Source organism: Mesorhizobium sp. (assembly GCF_005063415.1).
In the GTDB taxonomy this organism is placed as follows: Bacteria; Pseudomonadota; Alphaproteobacteria; order Rhizobiales; family Rhizobiaceae; genus Mesorhizobium.
The window spans coordinates 22917-37763 of record NZ_SUEG01000035.1 but is presented as its reverse complement, the minus strand read 5'-3'; the positions used below and the strand labels follow the sequence as shown (position 1 = coordinate 37763).

Genomic DNA, 14847 nt, shown 5'->3' with positions numbered 1-14847 from the left:
GATCGCCACCACCTCGCCCACCGCGTCCGATGTCGGCACGAACGGAAAGCTGAGGTCCGGTATCAGCACGCCATCGACGATCATCCTGTCCTTGTAATTCAGCGATACCGCTGTGACGCGTACCACCAGATCGTGCGGCCCGGGTTGGGGCAGCTTTCCCTCAGCCGGCTCCAGCCTGGACAGGCCGAAACCGTTCATCTGCCAGGATCTGTTTTCGGTGCTCATTTGGTTCGCGCTCCGTGGTTGATGGTTGCGCGAGACATTTACGCCGTTTCACTATGGAGAAAAGTGCTTCCGTGTGGCATGTTCTGCAACAGATTAAGGAGCAAAACTCTACAATAGGAGCGCTTCATTGGAATCGGCCAATTTGCAAGGCATCGTCGCATTCGTTCACGCGGTGGAGGCCGGCAGCTTCACCGGCGCCGGCGCGCGGCTGCATGTCACGAAATCGGCGGTCGGCAAGTCGATCGCACAGCTGGAACAGCGGTTGGGCGTTCGCCTGCTCAACCGTACCACCCGCAGCCTGAGCCCGACCAGCGAGGGCTTGAGCTATTACGAAGCCTGCGTCAGGGCATTGGCCGAGATCGAAGCCGCCCAGTCGCTGTTGGCATCGCGCAAGCAGGTGCCTTCCGGGCGGCTGCGCGTCGACCTGCCTTTGGCCTTCGGCCGCCGGTGCGTCGCCCCGGTGCTGTTCGGCATTTCCAAAAAATTCCCGGATCTGACGATGGAAATCTCGTTCAACGACCGGCGCGTCGACCTCATCGAGGAAGGCATCGACCTGGCGGTGCGCATGGGCGACCTCGACGACAGCCTTTCCATCGCCGCGCGCCGCATCTATGCCCAGCGTTCGGCCATCGTCGCCACCCCCGCCTATCTCGACGCCCATGGCAGGCCGCAATCGATCGAGGACCTGGCCAGGCACAGCCTCATCGGCTACGGCCGCGACGGCACGGTCCATCCCTGGACCGTCAGGCATGCCGACGGCCGCTCCGAAAAGTTCGCGCCCAAGGCGCGGCTGGTGCTCGGCCACGGCGAACCGATGCTCGATGCGGTACTGGCCGGCTGCGGCATCGTCTATCTGCCGACATGGCTGACGGCCGACAGCATCAGCCGCGGCGAACTCGAAATGGTTCTGTCGGACTGTCTTGTCGAAAACACCGTGGTGCATGCCATCTGGCCGGTAACACGCAACCTCGCGCCAAAGGTGCGCGTCGTCGTCGACACCCTGATCGAGCATTTTTCCGCGCCGCCCTGGGATGCGGCATGGGGTGCCGCCTGATTGCCCCGCTCGCTAAATCTAAAAAGCGCGACCGTCCTATTTTCGAAAGCCGCGCGGCAATGCTATGGACCGGCATGCTTTATGCTGAAATTGCCATCGTGGTCGTCCTCATCTGTGTGAACGGCCTTCTGTCGATGTCCGAGCTCGCCATCGTCTCGTCGCGGCCGGCGCGCCTCAAGACGATGATCGACCGCAACGTCAAAGGCGCCGGCCGGGCTCTGGCGCTCGGCGCCAATCCGGGAAAATTCCTGTCCTCGGTGCAGATCGGCATCACTTTGGTCGGCGTCTTGTCCGGCGCGTTTTCCGGCGCCACGCTCGGCGAGCGGCTGGCCACCTTCCTGGCGTCGGCCGGCGTCCGCGAAAGCCTCGCCGACCCGCTCGGCGTCGGCATTGTCGTCGCCATCATCACCTATGGCTCGCTGGTCATCGGCGAACTGGTGCCCAAGCAGATCGCATTGCGCGACCCCGAACGGGTCGCCGTCAGGGTCGCTCCGGCGATGACCATCCTCGCCAGCGTTTCGGCGCCGCTGGTCTTCCTGCTCGATTTTTCCGGCCGCGCCCTGCTGTGGCTGCTTGGCCAGCACGGTCAGAGCGAGGATAAGGTCACCGACGAGGAGATCAAGATGCTGGTCGCCGAAGCCGAGCACCACGGCACCATCGAATCCGACGAACGGCGGATGATCGCAGGCGTCATGCGGCTCGGCGACCGTGCTGTGCGCGCGGTGATGACGCCGCGCACCGAGGTCGACTGGATCAATCTGCAAGCCGACGAGGCGGCCATCAGGAAGCTGCTGATGGACACCCAGCATTCGCGCCTGCCGGCCGGCGACGGCGGCGTCGACGCCATGATCGGCGTCGTCCAGACCCGCGACGTGCTGGCCGCAATGCTCGGCGGCCGCGCCCTCGACCCGCGTCGGCACGTGCGCGCCGCGCCGATCGTGCATGACCAGGCAGACGCGCTGGACGTGCTTGCGACGCTGAAGGAATCCGACGTGCCGATGGCGCTGGTGCATGACGAATACGGCCATTTCGAAGGCATCGTCACCCCGGCCGACATACTGGAAGCGATTACCGGCGTCTTCCGCTCGGACCTCGATGCCGGCGACGAGGAAAACGCCGTCAAGCGCGAGGACGGCTCATGGCTGCTCGCCGGCTACATGCAGGCCGACGAGATGGCGGAGGTCCTCGGCATCGACCTGCCCGAGAACCGCGACTACGAAACCGTCGCCGGCTACGTGCTGTCGCATATGCACCATCTGCCGGCGACCGGCGAATGTGTCGACGCGCAAGGCTGGCGCTTCGAGGTCGTCGATCTCGACGGCCGCCGCATCGACAAGCTCATCGCCACCCGCCTGCCCGGCGGCCACCGCGAGGTCGTGCGGTAAGAAGCGGCGCGACTTGTGGGCTATATGCTCGCGGCGACACCGCTCGCACAGTCAAAGTTGATTGGGAATACCGCCTATGGCCGATCACCTTTTCGCCGACCGATATCTCGCTGCCATCTACGATGCCTGGCACCCGAGATCTGCGCGCGACGACTATGATTTCTACCTGCCCCGCATTCTAACAGCAGACGCGGTGCTTGATGTCGGATGTGGAACGGGCACCCTCCTTCACGAGGCACGCCTGGCCGGACATTCAGGGCGGCTCTGCGGCATCGACCCAGCACCCGGCGTGTTGAATCGCGCACGAACGCGCACGGATATCGAATGGGTCCTCGGCGATCTCCAATCGGCGGGCTGGACAGCCGAGTTTGATCTTATTGTGATGACGGGGCACGCATTCCAGGCCCTTGTCAGCGACGAAGACCTGGGGGATTTCATGGCGGCTGCGCAACAGGCCCTTGTGCCAGGCGGATGCTTTGCGTTCGAAACGCGGAACCCTTCGGTGCGGGCGTGGGAACACTGGACACCCGAAAATGCGGTCGTCGTTGAGCTACCTGACGGGTCTCTGGTGCAGATCACAACAGAGGTGATCATGCCGTTCGACGAACAGACGGTGACATTCACCCACAGGTTCGCCGGAAAGCATCCGAGCCTTCCGCAAGTTAGTCGCAGCACCTTGCGATTCCTCGACATGGACGCCTTATCGAGCCTGCTGGGGAACGCGGGGCTACGGATCGAACAGCAATTCGGCGGCTTTGACGGCAGCCCACTTGGCCCTTCGAGCCCCGAGATCATCACGTTCGCGACGAGATGAAAAGGAGCATCCGCTCTCCAACCTGCAAGGAACGACAACTCGCGGACCCATTGCGGACGTGGAGCCGTATTTCGCGGCGACTGCCGCCGACCGTAGGTCAGAGCCAAGCTTGGCAATCGCAGGATTTAGCGATCAATCGATTGCCTCGATGCCTTGCGCCTTCAGCCGTTCGAGATGGTCCTTCATCTCCTTCAGCCGCTCGGGGGAGTGGCCCTGCCACCCGGTGACCTCGCCCGTGATCCTGAGCGGCTCGCGGCAGCGATAGGACTGCGTCGGATTGCCGGGAAATTTCTTGTCCGTAAGATTGGGGTCGTCAATGGTCGGGCCGGTTGGTTCCACGATGTAGATCCTTTCGCGTCCGTCACCGGCGGCCAGTTCTGCACCCCAGATAGCCGCATCCAGAGTGCCACTCAGATAGACCCAGGCTGCCTGCTTTCGCGCGCCGTAATTGGAGCTGTAGCCGGCTTCGATCAGGTCTCCCGGTTTAAGGTCGGCCCGGGTGCCGTGGTAGAATTGGCGCGGTTTGTCGGACGCTGTCATCGGCTCGCTACTCATCCTCGCTGTCTCAGGCATCATGGTGTCGTGGCGCGCACTATTTCATGCACGTCACCAAATCAAGCATCTGGCCGTGCGGTTATCGGCTCCCGACACCCATTCCGGTTATCCCGCCCGATGCACGCTATCGGTTGGCTGCCGGCGCGGTTATTATCGGCGCCCTGTACCGTCGCTATGGTGGAAAAATGGATCTGCAAACCTTCAGGGATTCGATTGCAAAACCACAGCCGCCAGCCGGCTTGAGCCCTGCCCTGCAGGCGCTGTGGTGGGATGCAAAAGGCGATTGGGCTAAGGCGCACGAATGCGCGCAGCAGCGCGACGATATGGAGGGCATGCACGTGCATGCCTATCTCCACCGAAAGGAAGGCGACCAGTCGAATGCGGAATATTGGTATCGCCGCAGCAACGCCGCGCCGTCGACCTTAACGCTTGACGAGGAATGGCAAGAGTTGGCGCGTGCACTTCTAGGGCAAAGCTGACGCTTGCTCAGTCACCGTAAAATAGCCGGCCCTGCATCCACTCGCCGGGGTTTCAGCTGGCGCCCTGTGGCTTGTCCCTGCCGTTCCATTCCGCATTGCGCGCCCGCGCCTCTTCGGCGATCAGCTTGAACTCCCGCATCTTCGCAGCCTCGATGGCGAATGCGCTGCTTGGCAGGACGCCGGGGTCCTCCTGACTGTTCTGAAACTGAAAACGGGCCTCCAGTTCGGCCCATATTCGCTCGGGTGCCGTATCCTTGCTGGCAAGCAGTGCGACGACCAGCGCCAAAGTCTCGCGCTGCGCGTTCAGCCGCCCTTCGATCTCTTCATTCGGCAATTCGGACATGCGGGTCGCTTCCAGTTTCTGGCCCAACGGCAAAATCGCACCCTTGTTCCGGAATTCAGCGCCGGCGCGTGAGCAATTCCGACAACGCGAGCAACAGTTTTTCCCTTAACCGACAGGGTCCGGCCGGGGCTGAGGTTCCGCGCCGTCGACCGCTCCAGGTTGACAGCGCAGGCCCATCGATTTAAGTTCGCGTTAGTGGCCACTAACGCGAAATATTGGACAGCGCTGGGAGACTCGACGAGGCGCACGATATTCGAACTGTTGGTTGAACAGCCTTGTTCGGTCAGCGGACTTGCTCGTGTGATGCCTGTGACCAGGCCGGCGGTCTCTCAGCACTTGAAAGTACTCAAGGATGCCGGGCTTGTGGCCGACACGCGCTCCGGTAAGGAACGAATATACCGTATCGATCCGGACGGCCTGGCAAGTCTGCGCGCGGAAATCGATCAGTTCTGGAGCAAGACCCTGGCGAGCTACAAACTGGCCGTCGAGCACCCAAAGAAGGACCAGCCATGAGCAAGCATGCTGCAACCGCGCCCGTAAGGCATTTCGTCGTTGTCGAGGCACCTATCGCGCGTGCGTTCAAGGTCTTCACCGAGGATTTCGGAAGATTCAAACCTCGCGAGCACAATCTTCTTGCCGTGCCGATCGCAGAGACGATCTTCGAACCCTGGGTCGGGGGTCAGGTTTACGATCGCGGCGTGGACGGCAGCGAGTGCCGCTGGGCTCGTGTGTTGGCTTACGATCCCCCCAGCCGGCTGGTTCTGAGCTGGGACATCAGTCCTCGGTGGCAGATTGAGAGCGACCTGAACAAGACCAGCGAATGGGAAGTCAGGTTCACGGCTGAGACGGAGAACCGAACCCGGGTTGAGATCGAGCACCGGAATCTCGAACGCCATGGCGAAGGCTGGGAGGGCGTGCGCGGAGGGGTTGATAGCGATCAAGGCTGGCCGCTGTACCTGCGGCGGTTCCAGGACCTTTTCCCTGGTGCGGCGGCCTGACCGTCCGCGCCTTTGCGAGCATGACTCGCAAGCACCGTCTGGTCCACTGCGATTCCAGGGAGCGGAGACAACATGGAAGTCTATTGGTTAAGCATTCTCGGCGTGCTCGCGCTCTGTTTGCTATCGGTAGTATTGGCAGTCTACTCGGGTTCGTCCAAGGGGTTTGCAGGAGCGCTGGCAGGACCGGTAGTCCCGGCAGACGACGACAACCGGCTCTATAGGATCGACCGGGTTCACATGAACTCGGTCGAGGCACTGGCGGCCTTTATCGTGCCCGCGGCGCTAGCGATGATGGTTGGTGTTGGAGCGGCCACTTTGGCGACATTGGTCTGGACCCACGTCGCGATACGCCTCCTCTACCTGCGTGGCGGAAACGCCGCCAAGGGAGGTAGTGTCAGGACGATCTTGTACGTCTCTGGAGCGTTGGTCACGTTTGCCCTTATTCTTGTGACTGGATGGGCAGCGCTCAATTAACGTTTGGCGCCACTCCGTGGAAGCTACAGTTCGCGACACTCGGCGGCGGACGCTATGAAACCTTCTGATTTTTAAGCCGTTATCGCCGGATGCCCGAGGCTAAATTCAAGCCGAAATCGGTTGACGGCGCCCAATCGCGTGATGCCGAGAAGTCGCGCCGCGAGAAGCAATCGACCGTCGAAGTCGCGTCAGAGGTCGTCGGCGAGCCCGCGCCGCCGCCGGATTTCATCGAACCGGATCCGGAGTTGACACCCGAAGAGGCCGAGCAGGCGCGCAAGAGATATCTGCTGAAGCGCTTCTGGATCAGCGCGCGCGGTTATTGGGGCAGCAGTGGCGACAGGGTCGCTTGGCCGTTGACGATCGGGCTGTTGGTCCTGATCGTCACCAATGTCGGCTTCCAGTATGGGATCAATGTCTGGAATCGCGCAATTTTCGACGCCATTGAGCAACGCAATGCCCACACCGTATATTGGCTGAGCGCCGTTTTCGTGCCACTCGTGCTCGGAAGCGCCAGCCTCGTGGTGGCACAAGTCTTCTTTCGCATGAGAATACAGCGGCGCTGGCGTTCCTGGCTCACCACCGCGGTCATCGCGCGTTGGCTCGCAAGCGGCCGCTACTATCAGCTGAACCTCGTCGGTGGCGATCATAGCAACCCCGAAGCCCGCATCGCCGAGGATTTGCGGATTGCCACCGAATCGCCCGTCGATTTCATCGCCGGTGTCATCGTCGCATTTCTGTCGGCCTCGACCTTCATCGTGGTGCTGTGGACGATTGGCGGCGCCCTGACCCTGACAATCGCAGGTTGGACCGTCACCATTCCCGGCTTCCTGGTCATCACCGCGGTGCTGTATGCCGCGATCACGTCCACCTCGATGGCGGTTATTGGCCGCCATTTCGTCCACCTCTCCGAGGAAAAAAACCAGGCGGAAGCCGAGTTCCGCTACACGCTGACGCGCGTGCGGGAAAACGGCGAGAGTATCGCATTGCTCGGCGGCGAGGAGGAGGAGCGCAGCGGCATGGACAAGACATTTGTCCATGTGCTCAGGCAATGGGCGCTCCTTGCAGGCCAGCACATGCGCACGGCGCTGGTGTCGCAGGGGTCGAGCCTGTTTGCGCCTGTCGTGCCGGTTTTGCTTAGCGCTCCAAAGTTCCTCGAAGGCAGCATGACACTTGGACAGGTCATGCAGGCTGCCTCGGCCTTTGCCATCGTGCAGGGCGCGTTCGGATGGCTGGTCGACAACTATCCCCGTCTCGCCGATTGGAACGCCTGTGCACGGCGCATCGCCTCGCTGATGATGTCGCTCGACGGGCTCGAGCGCGCGGAGCAGAGCAACACGCTGGGGCGCATAAAGCGCGGCGAAACCGGCGGCGATGCGATGCTCAGCCTGAACAATCTCTCCGTGTCGCTCGACGACGGCACCGCCGTGGTCAAGGAAACCGAGGTCGTGATCGAACCAGGCGAACGGGTGCTCGTGGCCGGCGAATCCGGCTCGGGCAAGAGCACGCTGGTGCGGGCCGTCGCAGGTCTGTGGCCATGGGGTAGCGGCAGCGTCAACATCCGCGCCGACAGACGGTTGTTCATGTTGCCGCAACGGCCTTACATCCCGACCGGGACGCTTCGCCGCGCAGTCGCCTATCCAGGCGCCGCCGACAATTGGACGCTGGATAAGATCAAGGCTGCCCTCGACAAGGTGGGACTCAATTATCTCAACGACAGGATCGAGGAGGACGCGCCATGGGACCAGACCTTGTCGGGTGGCGAAAAGCAGCGCCTCGCCTTCGCGCGTCTCCTGCTGCACCGCCCCGATATCATCGTGCTGGATGAGGCAACGTCGGCACTCGATGAGAAGAGCCAGGACAAGATGATGGAGATGATCATTCGCGAATTGCCGAAGGTCACCATCATAAGCGTAGCGCATCGCGCCGAGCTGGAAGCCTTCCATAGCCGCAAGATCACATTGGAGCGGCACAAGGGCGGCGCAAAACTTGTCAGCGATATCGAACTCGTTCCGCGCAAGGACAGACGGAACTTGCTCATGCGCCTTCTGAGGCAACGGCGCGCCAACGGAAAGCCAGCACAACCTTGAGCAAAGCGGCGCTGCCCCAGACAAAAAGGGAAGTCCGCCGGTCAGGACCCGGCGGACCATCGCCGATTCGAGTCACTGCCCACATCTGGTCCTGAAAGCACCAGCCGTGATACCTTGATTCCGTGCAGGTGTTGCTGTCGGAACGTCGGATGGCACGAGCGCATTTCCATGTTTGTGGTGCAACGCCGAGGCAGGCTGTGAAAAACTCGGGTTGATTTCAAAAGCCCAGATTGATTTCGAAAGCAAAGGGAACCAGCAATGACAATCGCCAAGAACACGATCTGCCTTTGGTACGACAAGGACGCCGAGGCTGCGGCCCGCTTTTATGCCGAGACTTTCCCCGACAGCTCGGTGAAATCCGTCCACCGCGCTCCCAGCGACTACCCGTCCGGCAAGGCGGGCGACGTGCTGACGGTCGAGTTCACTGTCGCCGGCATCCCCTGTCTCGGCCTCAATGGCGGGCCAACGTTCAAACACAACGAAGCCTTCTCCTTCCAGATCGCCACTGACGATCAGCAGGAGACCGACCGCTACTGGAACGCCATCGTCGGTAGTGGCGGCCAGGAAAGTGCCTGCGGTTGGTGCAAGGACAAATGGGGCATCTCCTGGCAAATCACGCCGCGCGTGCTGACCGAAGCGATGGCTGCCGGCGGCGATGAAGCAAAGCGCGCATTCGAAGCGATGATGGAGATGAAGAAAATCGACGTTGCTGCGATCGAGGCGGCGCGGCGCGGCTGACAGTTCGGGGGTGGAAGTCGGTGCATAACCCGGCCGAGGAGGTCATCGAACAGAGCGGCGCCAGCAATGCCGTACCCAGTCCACGAACCAGTCTTTTACGGTCTGGACGTCGATGCTGCCTATGACCCTTTGCTTGGCCTGCAACTGGTGAAGGATCCGCTCGCCCGCGCGGATGTGGATGTCGATGCGGCGCTGCGGCGGTTGCGCGACCTGCTCGACGCGCATTTGACCGCGGACGGTGTGCTCTTTGACTCGCGTGCCTGGATCATCACCGCGTTTCGGGCGAGCCTATAGTCACCTGACGGATTTGCGGACATTGACCGGTAGGCGATGCCGTCCCCTCGGCTCGGCCTTCCCGTCAGTCCATTTGCGGCGTGACTTCTGAAAGCAGCCAATCCCGAAAAGCCTTGACTTTGCGCTGGCGGATCGCCTCTGGCGGGTAGACGAAATAGAAGCTGGAGGGGGATTTCAGGGCGTGGCGGAAGGGGCGGACAAGTCGCCCGGCGGCAAGGTCGGCCGCAACCAGCATGGTCCGGCCGAGCACCACCCCCTCGCCTTGTGCTGCCGACTCCATGGCAAAGGTGGCGGAGTCGAAGGTAATCCCGCTCTGCGGGTCCACGCCCTCGACCCCGGCGCTTGCAAGCCAAGTCGCCCAGTCGATTGGAAAGCTGTCACGGATCAGCGTGTGGTGTCTGAGGTCCTGAGGCGTACGGAGCGGATGTGCGCCCTCAAGAAGCTTTGGGCTGCACACTGGAAACACCTCCTCGCCGGTGAGGAACTCTGACGTGAGCCCCGGATAGTTTCCGCTGCCATAGCGGACGGCTACATCGATGCCGTCACCGAGGAAGTTGGTCAGTTTCCCGCTCGTCGAAACCCGCACATCGATGTCGCCATGCGCACGGTGAAAGCGATAGAGGCGCGGCACCAGCCATCTCCCCGCGAAGCCATCGGAGGTACTGACGTTCAATGTCGAGCTCGAATAGCGGGCTGTTGCCGCAGCGGTGGCAGTGGCCAACTGGTCGAGCACCTCGCGCACCGCCCGCGCATAGGGCTCGCCAACGGCTGTCAGGCTCACCGAACGCGTAGCGCGCTCGAACAGCTGCACACCGAGCTGATCCTCAAGGTTCTTGATCGCCCGGCTGATCGCACCGTGGGTGACATGAAGTTCCTCTGCCGCCTTGGAGAAACTCAGCAGGCGCGCCGCCGCCTCGAAGCTCGGCAGGGTGGTGAGGGGCGGCAGCTTCCGGGGCATGGATCGACACCTGTATGTGTGAGCGGCGCTCACACATTGTCGCCGATAAGTCGTTTGTCGTCCAGGCCGGAAGACGGCATGTTTTCTCGCGTAATCAGTCATTCACCGCCGCTGCAAAAGGCGAGATTGATGTGACTGATACTCTCGCTGACGAAAGTCGCGGGGCAACTGCTGAAACCAAAACTGCCGCCATTCTGGGAGAGCACCATGACCGCCAAACGAGTTGAACCCATCGTCGACGCCCTCGCCGACATGGCAGGCCGCATCCTCGCCTCGAGCAGCCGGCGCCGGACCGAGCGGCAGATTGCACGCTTCTCGACTCGCCGGCTCGAAGACCTCGGGTTTGCCCGCGACTGGGACGGCTCGGTCTATCGGCCGTCGGACTACCGCTAGCCTGAACGAAAGCAACAGCGGACAGGCTCTTCGCCAAAGATCGCTGTCGCAAGGAATTAATGGAGAACGGACATGGCCACCATCCACCCATTCCTCTGGTTCAACACCGATGCGGAGCAAGCCCGCGATTTCTATCTCTCGGTCTTCAAGAACAGCAAAGCGCTCCAGACGATCGAATACACCGACTGGGTGTCCGGAACCAACAAGACGGTCCCGCATGCCACCTTCGATTTCGAGCTCGAGGGTCTGCACCTTACAGCGCTCAACGCCGGGCCGCAGCCGCCCTTCAACGAGCGGCTCTCGCTCTACATCGAGACCAGGGACCAGGCCGAGACCGACTACTACTATGAGGCGCTCACCGCCGGCGGCGGCAGGGCACAACCCTGCGGCTGGCTCACCGACAGATACGGCGTCTACTGGCAGGTCATCCCGGAAATCCTGCCGCGGCTCAGTGCCGATCCGGATCGCGAAAAGGCCAACCGCGTCCGGCAGGCGATGTACGGGATGCGCAAGATCATCATCGCCGACCTCGAAGCCGCCTACGGCGGCAAGGCCTGACCCTCCCACCGCAATCGTAACGAATGGAGAACCCCCATGACATCGCTCGTGGACAGGAAAGTCATCGTCGTCGGCGGCAGCTCCGGCATCGGTCTCGGCGTCGCGGAAGCTGCACTCAACCGCGGAGCGAAGGTCGTGATCGTCGGACGCTCGCCCGAGAAACTGCACGCGGTCGAACGGACGCTCAATACGGGCCGCGTGACAAGCGTGGTCGCCGACATGACCGACGAAGCAGACGTCGCTCGCCTGTTCGAGGAGGTCGGTCCCTTCGATCACCTCGTATCGACCGCCGGAACACTGCCGCCCGGCGATCCCATCGGCAGTACAGACATGGAGGCTGTGCGAGGCTTCGTCGATAACAAGCTGATTGGCGCCGTCATGCTCTCCAAGCACGCTGTGCGCACCCTGAAGGCCGGCGGCTCCATGACCTTCACCTCGGGAATAAACAAGGATCGGCCGCCGGTGCCGGGAGGCTCGGTCGTCGCCGCGATTGCCGGTTCATTCAGCTACTTCGCCCGCGCCCTGGCGCTCGAACTGGCTCCGACGCGCGTCAATGTCGTGTCTCCCGGATGGGTAGACACACCGATGTGGGACATCGTTGGAGAAGCCAAATCCGGCTTCTTTGCCGACATGGCTGCCCGGTTGCCATCGAGAAAAATTCCGACCGCTGCGGACGTCGCCGCCGCCTACGTCTACCTCATGGAAGGCGACTTCACGACCGGCGAAACGCTTCGCATCGATGGCGGCCATCACCTGATCTAGCCGCCCCTGAATGGATTGAACCAGCATGACCGCTAGTCCGGTGCACTGCTGCCGAGGCGACGAACGCCGGCGGGTCATGCCGGCGTCGCTCAATCGGGGTTTACATCGGCAGCCAGGTCCCTAGTTTTAGCGTTTCGCGCCGCGCACCCGAGTGCGTGGATGATCGAGGACGGGACCGTGAGCTCTGGCCGGCCCCTCGAAACTTTCAAAGGATGGCTATCATGACACAGGCCAAGAATGGCGACACCGTGCGCATCAATTACAATGGCCGCCTGGCCGACGGCACTCAGTTCGATTCTTCCGGCAACGAACCGCTGCAATTCACGCTGGGTGAAGGACAAGTGATCGCCGGTCTCGAAACCCATGTCGAGGGCATGGAGGTGGGCGCGAAAAGCACCGTCACCATTCCCGCCGACGCCGCCTACGGCCCCCACCGCCCCGAAGCGGTCATGACCGTCGACCGCGCCCGCGTACCAGACAACATCAACGTCGATATCGGCAGTCGATTACAGGTCAGAACCCCAGAGGGGCGCCCGATGCCGGTAACAGTCGTCGGCGTGGACGACACCAGCGTCAAGCTCGACGGCAATCATCCATTGGCGGGACGGGACCTGGTGTTCGACGTCGAGCTGGTCGAGATCGTTCAGGCGGCGTAGGGCACGGCAAAGACCATGGGGGCTATGGCTTCGGGTGACGCACTTCCGCTGGCGGTTTCGGCGGTGCGTCACCTGTCGGAGGGAAAGACCGCGACGGCGGAAATCGTGTAGTTTGCAGCAACCCATAGAGACATTCGGCATCTGGAATGTCCAATTCAGCGTCGCAGTCTCGAGGACCTGTGGAAGACCTCGCTTGACAGCCGACTTCTCGTGACAGCAAAGTCTCGTGATGCGGGCGATTGGTTGGAAGAGAATTGCGCGTGCCGGGGCAATCGTGCTGATGATTGGCACAAATGTTCCTGTTCCGGCGCGTTCCGACTCGCTCCTTCTCACAAGCCCGTCGCAGCCAGCCAATGTCGGCGACGCGATACTGGCGGCTGCCAATTATCATGATTCCGGCGACTATGATCGCGACCTTGCCGCTGTGGCGAAGCAGGCCGGCGACTGGGTCGTCAAGCGCGCAATGGAGGTGCCTCGCCCCGCATTGGTGCTCGATATCGACGAGACGGCTTTGGCCAACTGGGAAGTGATCACACGTGACAATTTCGGCCGCCCGATCGGCGGCGCCTGCGACATCGCAACCGACGGTCCCTGTGGCTGGGCCGCCTGGGACCAGCTTGCGAAGGATCCGGCCATCGACCCGGTGCTGGAGGTCTTCCGGCAGGCGCGAACGGCGAAAGTCGCGGTATTCTTCATCACCGGACGTCCGGAGGACCAGCGTCAGGCAACCGAACAGAACCTGCAGTCGGCCGGCTATGCCGGCTATGAGCAACTTTACATGGTCCAGCCTGGGGCCAAATATGGTTCCGCCGCAGATTTCAAGGCACCCATAAGGGCCGAAATCGAAAAGGCCGGCTACACGATAATTGCCAATGTCGGTGACCAGCCATCCGACCTGTTCGGGGGGCATGCCGAGAAGCTGTTCCTGCTGCCAAATCCGTTCTACCGGGTTCGCTGACGGCCGGAACGGCACAAGCCCGGATCCTCGGCTCCTTGCCGAGCACCTACTAAGGTATCAAGACGACCTTGCCGGTCGCGCCGCGCTCCTCCAGCAGGCGATGCGCGTGACTGGCCTGGTCGAGCGGGAAGCGACCGCCGTTGATCACCACAAGCTGACCACCAGCGGCCAGATCGAAAAGCTCTGCAAGGCTGGCTCTCAGCACATCCGTAGACAGCAGCGGCAGCAGGGCAAAACCCCTCAGCGACTGGTTGCGGCCGATCATCGCTTCCATCTCCCGGGCGCCGAGCGCGTATCTGCCAAGTGCGGCAAACACCAGCTCTCCGCAAGGCGCCAGAGTCTCGAGCGCAGCCGCCGTCAGCGGGCCGCCGACAACGTCGTAGACAATGTCGACGCCAGCGCCGCCTGTCGCTGCCCGGACGTGCTCCGGCCAATCCGTGTTGCTGTAGTCGACGGCAGTGTCGGCCCCCAGCGACAAAGCATGATCGAGCTTGGTCTTGCTGCCGGCAGCCGCGACGACGCGGCTCGCGCCGGCGCGCTTGGCAAGCTGGACAAGCAACGAACCGACGCCGCCCGCGGCAGCCGCGACCAGAACCGATTTGCCGGCCGGCGGGCTTTGCCGCGATAGATGCAGCGCTGTCAGCCCTTGCACCATCAATGCCGTCGCGTCTTCGAACGAGAGCGCGTCCGGCAGCGGCACGGCCAGGCTTGCGTCGATCGTCACATACTCGGCATAGCCGCCAAACGGCCGGCTCGAGGCGAACAATGGCGCGGCGACGCGCGTGCCGAGCAAGGAAGCCTCCACCCCCTGCCCGAACGCCTCCACGATCCCGGCGGCCTCGACGCCAGGGATCATCGGCAGCTGCGGCGTCACCGCATAGCGATCCGCGCGCATCAGCACTTCGAAGAAATTCACTCCGGCCGCCCGAACGCGGACCAGGACCTCGCCGGCTTGCGGCTCAGGCTTCGGCACCGCGACCATGTCGAGAACGTCGGGCCCGCCGAAACGGTTCAGTTGAATGGCTCTCATCGCATGCACCGATCGTTATTGGCATCGGCCGCTGTTTGCCACTATTTGCCTGGCTTCGACCACACACCGATTTGTCGGCTGCTGAC

The 14847-nt window shown here is 62.4% G+C and carries 19 protein-coding genes and 1 pseudogene; 15 read left to right on the top strand and 5 right to left on the bottom strand.

Features of this window, described 5'->3' with window-relative positions; genetic code table 11:
• Window positions 1-225 (bottom strand): annotated as a pseudogene (locus E5W70_RS12275) (NAD(P)-dependent alcohol dehydrogenase); the annotation flags it as partial.
• A gap of 127 nt (window positions 226-352) precedes the next feature.
• Here E5W70_RS12275 and E5W70_RS12270 point away from each other — a divergent pair.
• From E5W70_RS12270 to E5W70_RS12260, 3 genes are all read left to right on the top strand, one after another.
• Complete coding sequence (locus E5W70_RS12270) at window positions 353-1279, top strand: LysR family transcriptional regulator (RefSeq protein ID WP_292658151.1); 927 nt, start codon at window positions 353-355, stop codon at window positions 1277-1279.
• A 74-nt stretch (window positions 1280-1353) separates the two neighbouring features.
• Window positions 1354-2664: a hemolysin family protein gene (locus tag E5W70_RS12265; protein ID WP_292658149.1), complete on the top strand. Its 1311-nt coding sequence runs from the start codon at window positions 1354-1356 to the stop codon at window positions 2662-2664.
• 76 nt (window positions 2665-2740) lie between these two features.
• Window positions 2741-3478 carry a class I SAM-dependent methyltransferase gene (locus E5W70_RS12260; RefSeq protein ID WP_292658147.1) on the top strand — a complete coding sequence of 246 codons (738 nt, stop codon included), beginning with the start codon at window positions 2741-2743 and terminating at the stop codon, window positions 3476-3478.
• A 132-nt stretch (window positions 3479-3610) separates the two neighbouring features.
• Here E5W70_RS12260 and arr read toward each other — a convergent pair whose 3' ends face one another.
• Window positions 3611-4033: an NAD(+)--rifampin ADP-ribosyltransferase gene (gene arr, locus E5W70_RS12255; RefSeq protein ID WP_292658144.1), complete on the bottom strand. Its 423-nt coding sequence runs from the start codon at window positions 4031-4033 to the stop codon at window positions 3611-3613.
• A gap of 185 nt (window positions 4034-4218) precedes the next feature.
• Here arr and E5W70_RS12250 point away from each other — a divergent pair, with 185 nt between their 5' ends.
• Complete coding sequence (locus E5W70_RS12250; protein WP_292658174.1) at window positions 4219-4512, top strand: hypothetical protein; 294 nt, start codon at window positions 4219-4221, stop codon at window positions 4510-4512.
• A gap of 52 nt (window positions 4513-4564) precedes the next feature.
• On the opposite strand, the gene E5W70_RS12245 is transcribed toward E5W70_RS12250, so the two are convergent.
• The gene (locus E5W70_RS12245; RefSeq protein WP_292658141.1) at window positions 4565-4855 is read right to left on the bottom strand and encodes a hypothetical protein; all 291 of its coding nucleotides are present in this window, start codon (window positions 4853-4855) and stop codon (window positions 4565-4567) included.
• Window positions 4856-5050: 195 nt separating this feature from the next.
• Between E5W70_RS12245 and E5W70_RS12240 the strand changes: the two genes are divergently transcribed.
• From E5W70_RS12240 to E5W70_RS12215, 6 genes are all read left to right on the top strand, one after another.
• Window positions 5051-5368, top strand: coding sequence for a metalloregulator ArsR/SmtB family transcription factor (locus E5W70_RS12240; RefSeq protein ID WP_292658171.1), 318 nt, complete (start codon window positions 5051-5053; stop codon window positions 5366-5368).
• Entirely contained in the window at window positions 5365-5853 is a 489-nt protein-coding gene (locus E5W70_RS12235; RefSeq protein ID WP_292658138.1) for an SRPBCC family protein, read from the top strand. Before E5W70_RS12240 ends, E5W70_RS12235 begins: the two co-directional genes overlap by 4 nt.
• Before the next feature lie 72 nt (window positions 5854-5925).
• Entirely contained in the window at window positions 5926-6327 is a 402-nt protein-coding gene (locus E5W70_RS12230) for an MAPEG family protein (protein ID WP_292658135.1), read from the top strand.
• An 89-nt stretch (window positions 6328-6416) separates the two neighbouring features.
• Window positions 6417-8414, top strand: a complete 1998-nt coding sequence (locus E5W70_RS12225; protein ID WP_292658132.1) for an ABC transporter ATP-binding protein/permease — start codon at window positions 6417-6419, stop codon at window positions 8412-8414.
• A gap of 258 nt (window positions 8415-8672) precedes the next feature.
• Window positions 8673-9152, top strand: a complete 480-nt coding sequence (locus tag E5W70_RS12220; protein ID WP_292658129.1) for a VOC family protein — start codon at window positions 8673-8675, stop codon at window positions 9150-9152.
• 66 nt (window positions 9153-9218) lie between these two features.
• The gene (locus tag E5W70_RS12215) at window positions 9219-9446 is read left to right on the top strand and encodes a hypothetical protein (RefSeq protein ID WP_292658126.1); all 228 of its coding nucleotides are present in this window, start codon (window positions 9219-9221) and stop codon (window positions 9444-9446) included.
• A gap of 64 nt (window positions 9447-9510) precedes the next feature.
• On the opposite strand, the gene E5W70_RS12210 is transcribed toward E5W70_RS12215, so the two are convergent.
• Window positions 9511-10404 (bottom strand): transcriptional regulator GcvA, encoded by an 894-nt coding sequence (locus tag E5W70_RS12210; protein WP_292658123.1) that lies wholly within the window; start codon window positions 10402-10404, stop codon window positions 9511-9513.
• A 207-nt stretch (window positions 10405-10611) separates the two neighbouring features.
• Between E5W70_RS12210 and E5W70_RS12205 the strand changes: the two genes are divergently transcribed.
• The 5 genes from E5W70_RS12205 to E5W70_RS12185 all read left to right on the top strand — a co-directional run bounded on the left by E5W70_RS12205 (window position 10612) and on the right by E5W70_RS12185 (window position 13731).
• Window positions 10612-10797 (top strand): DUF1127 domain-containing protein, encoded by a 186-nt coding sequence (locus E5W70_RS12205; protein WP_292658121.1) that lies wholly within the window; start codon window positions 10612-10614, stop codon window positions 10795-10797.
• A gap of 72 nt (window positions 10798-10869) precedes the next feature.
• Window positions 10870-11355, top strand: coding sequence for a VOC family protein (locus tag E5W70_RS12200; RefSeq protein WP_292658118.1), 486 nt, complete (start codon window positions 10870-10872; stop codon window positions 11353-11355).
• A gap of 36 nt (window positions 11356-11391) precedes the next feature.
• Window positions 11392-12117, top strand: coding sequence for an SDR family oxidoreductase (locus E5W70_RS12195; protein WP_292658117.1), 726 nt, complete (start codon window positions 11392-11394; stop codon window positions 12115-12117).
• A gap of 221 nt (window positions 12118-12338) precedes the next feature.
• Window positions 12339-12773 (top strand): peptidylprolyl isomerase, encoded by a 435-nt coding sequence (locus E5W70_RS12190; protein WP_292658115.1) that lies wholly within the window; start codon window positions 12339-12341, stop codon window positions 12771-12773.
• A gap of 280 nt (window positions 12774-13053) precedes the next feature.
• Complete coding sequence (locus tag E5W70_RS12185; protein WP_292658113.1) at window positions 13054-13731, top strand: HAD family acid phosphatase; 678 nt, start codon at window positions 13054-13056, stop codon at window positions 13729-13731.
• 49 nt (window positions 13732-13780) lie between these two features.
• Here E5W70_RS12185 and E5W70_RS12180 read toward each other — a convergent pair whose 3' ends face one another.
• Complete coding sequence (locus E5W70_RS12180) at window positions 13781-14761, bottom strand: zinc-binding dehydrogenase (protein WP_292658110.1); 981 nt, start codon at window positions 14759-14761, stop codon at window positions 13781-13783.
• Window positions 14762-14847 lie beyond the last annotated feature (86 nt).

Bases quoted from the DNA above. Each gene is read 5' to 3' on its own strand.
- E5W70_RS12250 (WP_292658174.1), top strand. From the start codon at position 4,219: ATGGATCTGCAAACCTTCAGGGATTCGATTGCAAAACCACAGCCGCCA.
- E5W70_RS12180 (WP_292658110.1), bottom strand. From the start codon at position 14,761: ATGAGAGCCATTCAACTGAACCGTTTCGGCGGGCCCGACGTTCTCGAC.
- arr (WP_292658144.1), bottom strand. From the start codon at position 4,033: ATGAGTAGCGAGCCGATGACAGCGTCCGACAAACCGCGCCAATTCTAC.
- E5W70_RS12235 (WP_292658138.1), top strand. From the start codon at position 5,365: ATGAGCAAGCATGCTGCAACCGCGCCCGTAAGGCATTTCGTCGTTGTC.
- E5W70_RS12185 (WP_292658113.1), top strand. From the start codon at position 13,054: ATGATTGGCACAAATGTTCCTGTTCCGGCGCGTTCCGACTCGCTCCTT.
- E5W70_RS12215 (WP_292658126.1), top strand. From the start codon at position 9,219: ATGCCGTACCCAGTCCACGAACCAGTCTTTTACGGTCTGGACGTCGAT.
- E5W70_RS12200 (WP_292658118.1), top strand. From the start codon at position 10,870: ATGGCCACCATCCACCCATTCCTCTGGTTCAACACCGATGCGGAGCAA.
- E5W70_RS12230 (WP_292658135.1), top strand. From the start codon at position 5,926: ATGGAAGTCTATTGGTTAAGCATTCTCGGCGTGCTCGCGCTCTGTTTG.
- E5W70_RS12220 (WP_292658129.1), top strand. From the start codon at position 8,673: ATGACAATCGCCAAGAACACGATCTGCCTTTGGTACGACAAGGACGCC.
- E5W70_RS12195 (WP_292658117.1), top strand. From the start codon at position 11,392: ATGACATCGCTCGTGGACAGGAAAGTCATCGTCGTCGGCGGCAGCTCC.
- E5W70_RS12205 (WP_292658121.1), top strand. From the start codon at position 10,612: ATGACCGCCAAACGAGTTGAACCCATCGTCGACGCCCTCGCCGACATG.
- E5W70_RS12225 (WP_292658132.1), top strand. From the start codon at position 6,417: ATGCCCGAGGCTAAATTCAAGCCGAAATCGGTTGACGGCGCCCAATCG.
- E5W70_RS12245 (WP_292658141.1), bottom strand. From the start codon at position 4,855: ATGTCCGAATTGCCGAATGAAGAGATCGAAGGGCGGCTGAACGCGCAG.
- E5W70_RS12190 (WP_292658115.1), top strand. From the start codon at position 12,339: ATGACACAGGCCAAGAATGGCGACACCGTGCGCATCAATTACAATGGC.
- E5W70_RS12210 (WP_292658123.1), bottom strand. From the start codon at position 10,404: ATGCCCCGGAAGCTGCCGCCCCTCACCACCCTGCCGAGCTTCGAGGCG.
- E5W70_RS12265 (WP_292658149.1), top strand. From the start codon at position 1,354: ATGCTTTATGCTGAAATTGCCATCGTGGTCGTCCTCATCTGTGTGAAC.
- E5W70_RS12260 (WP_292658147.1), top strand. From the start codon at position 2,741: ATGGCCGATCACCTTTTCGCCGACCGATATCTCGCTGCCATCTACGAT.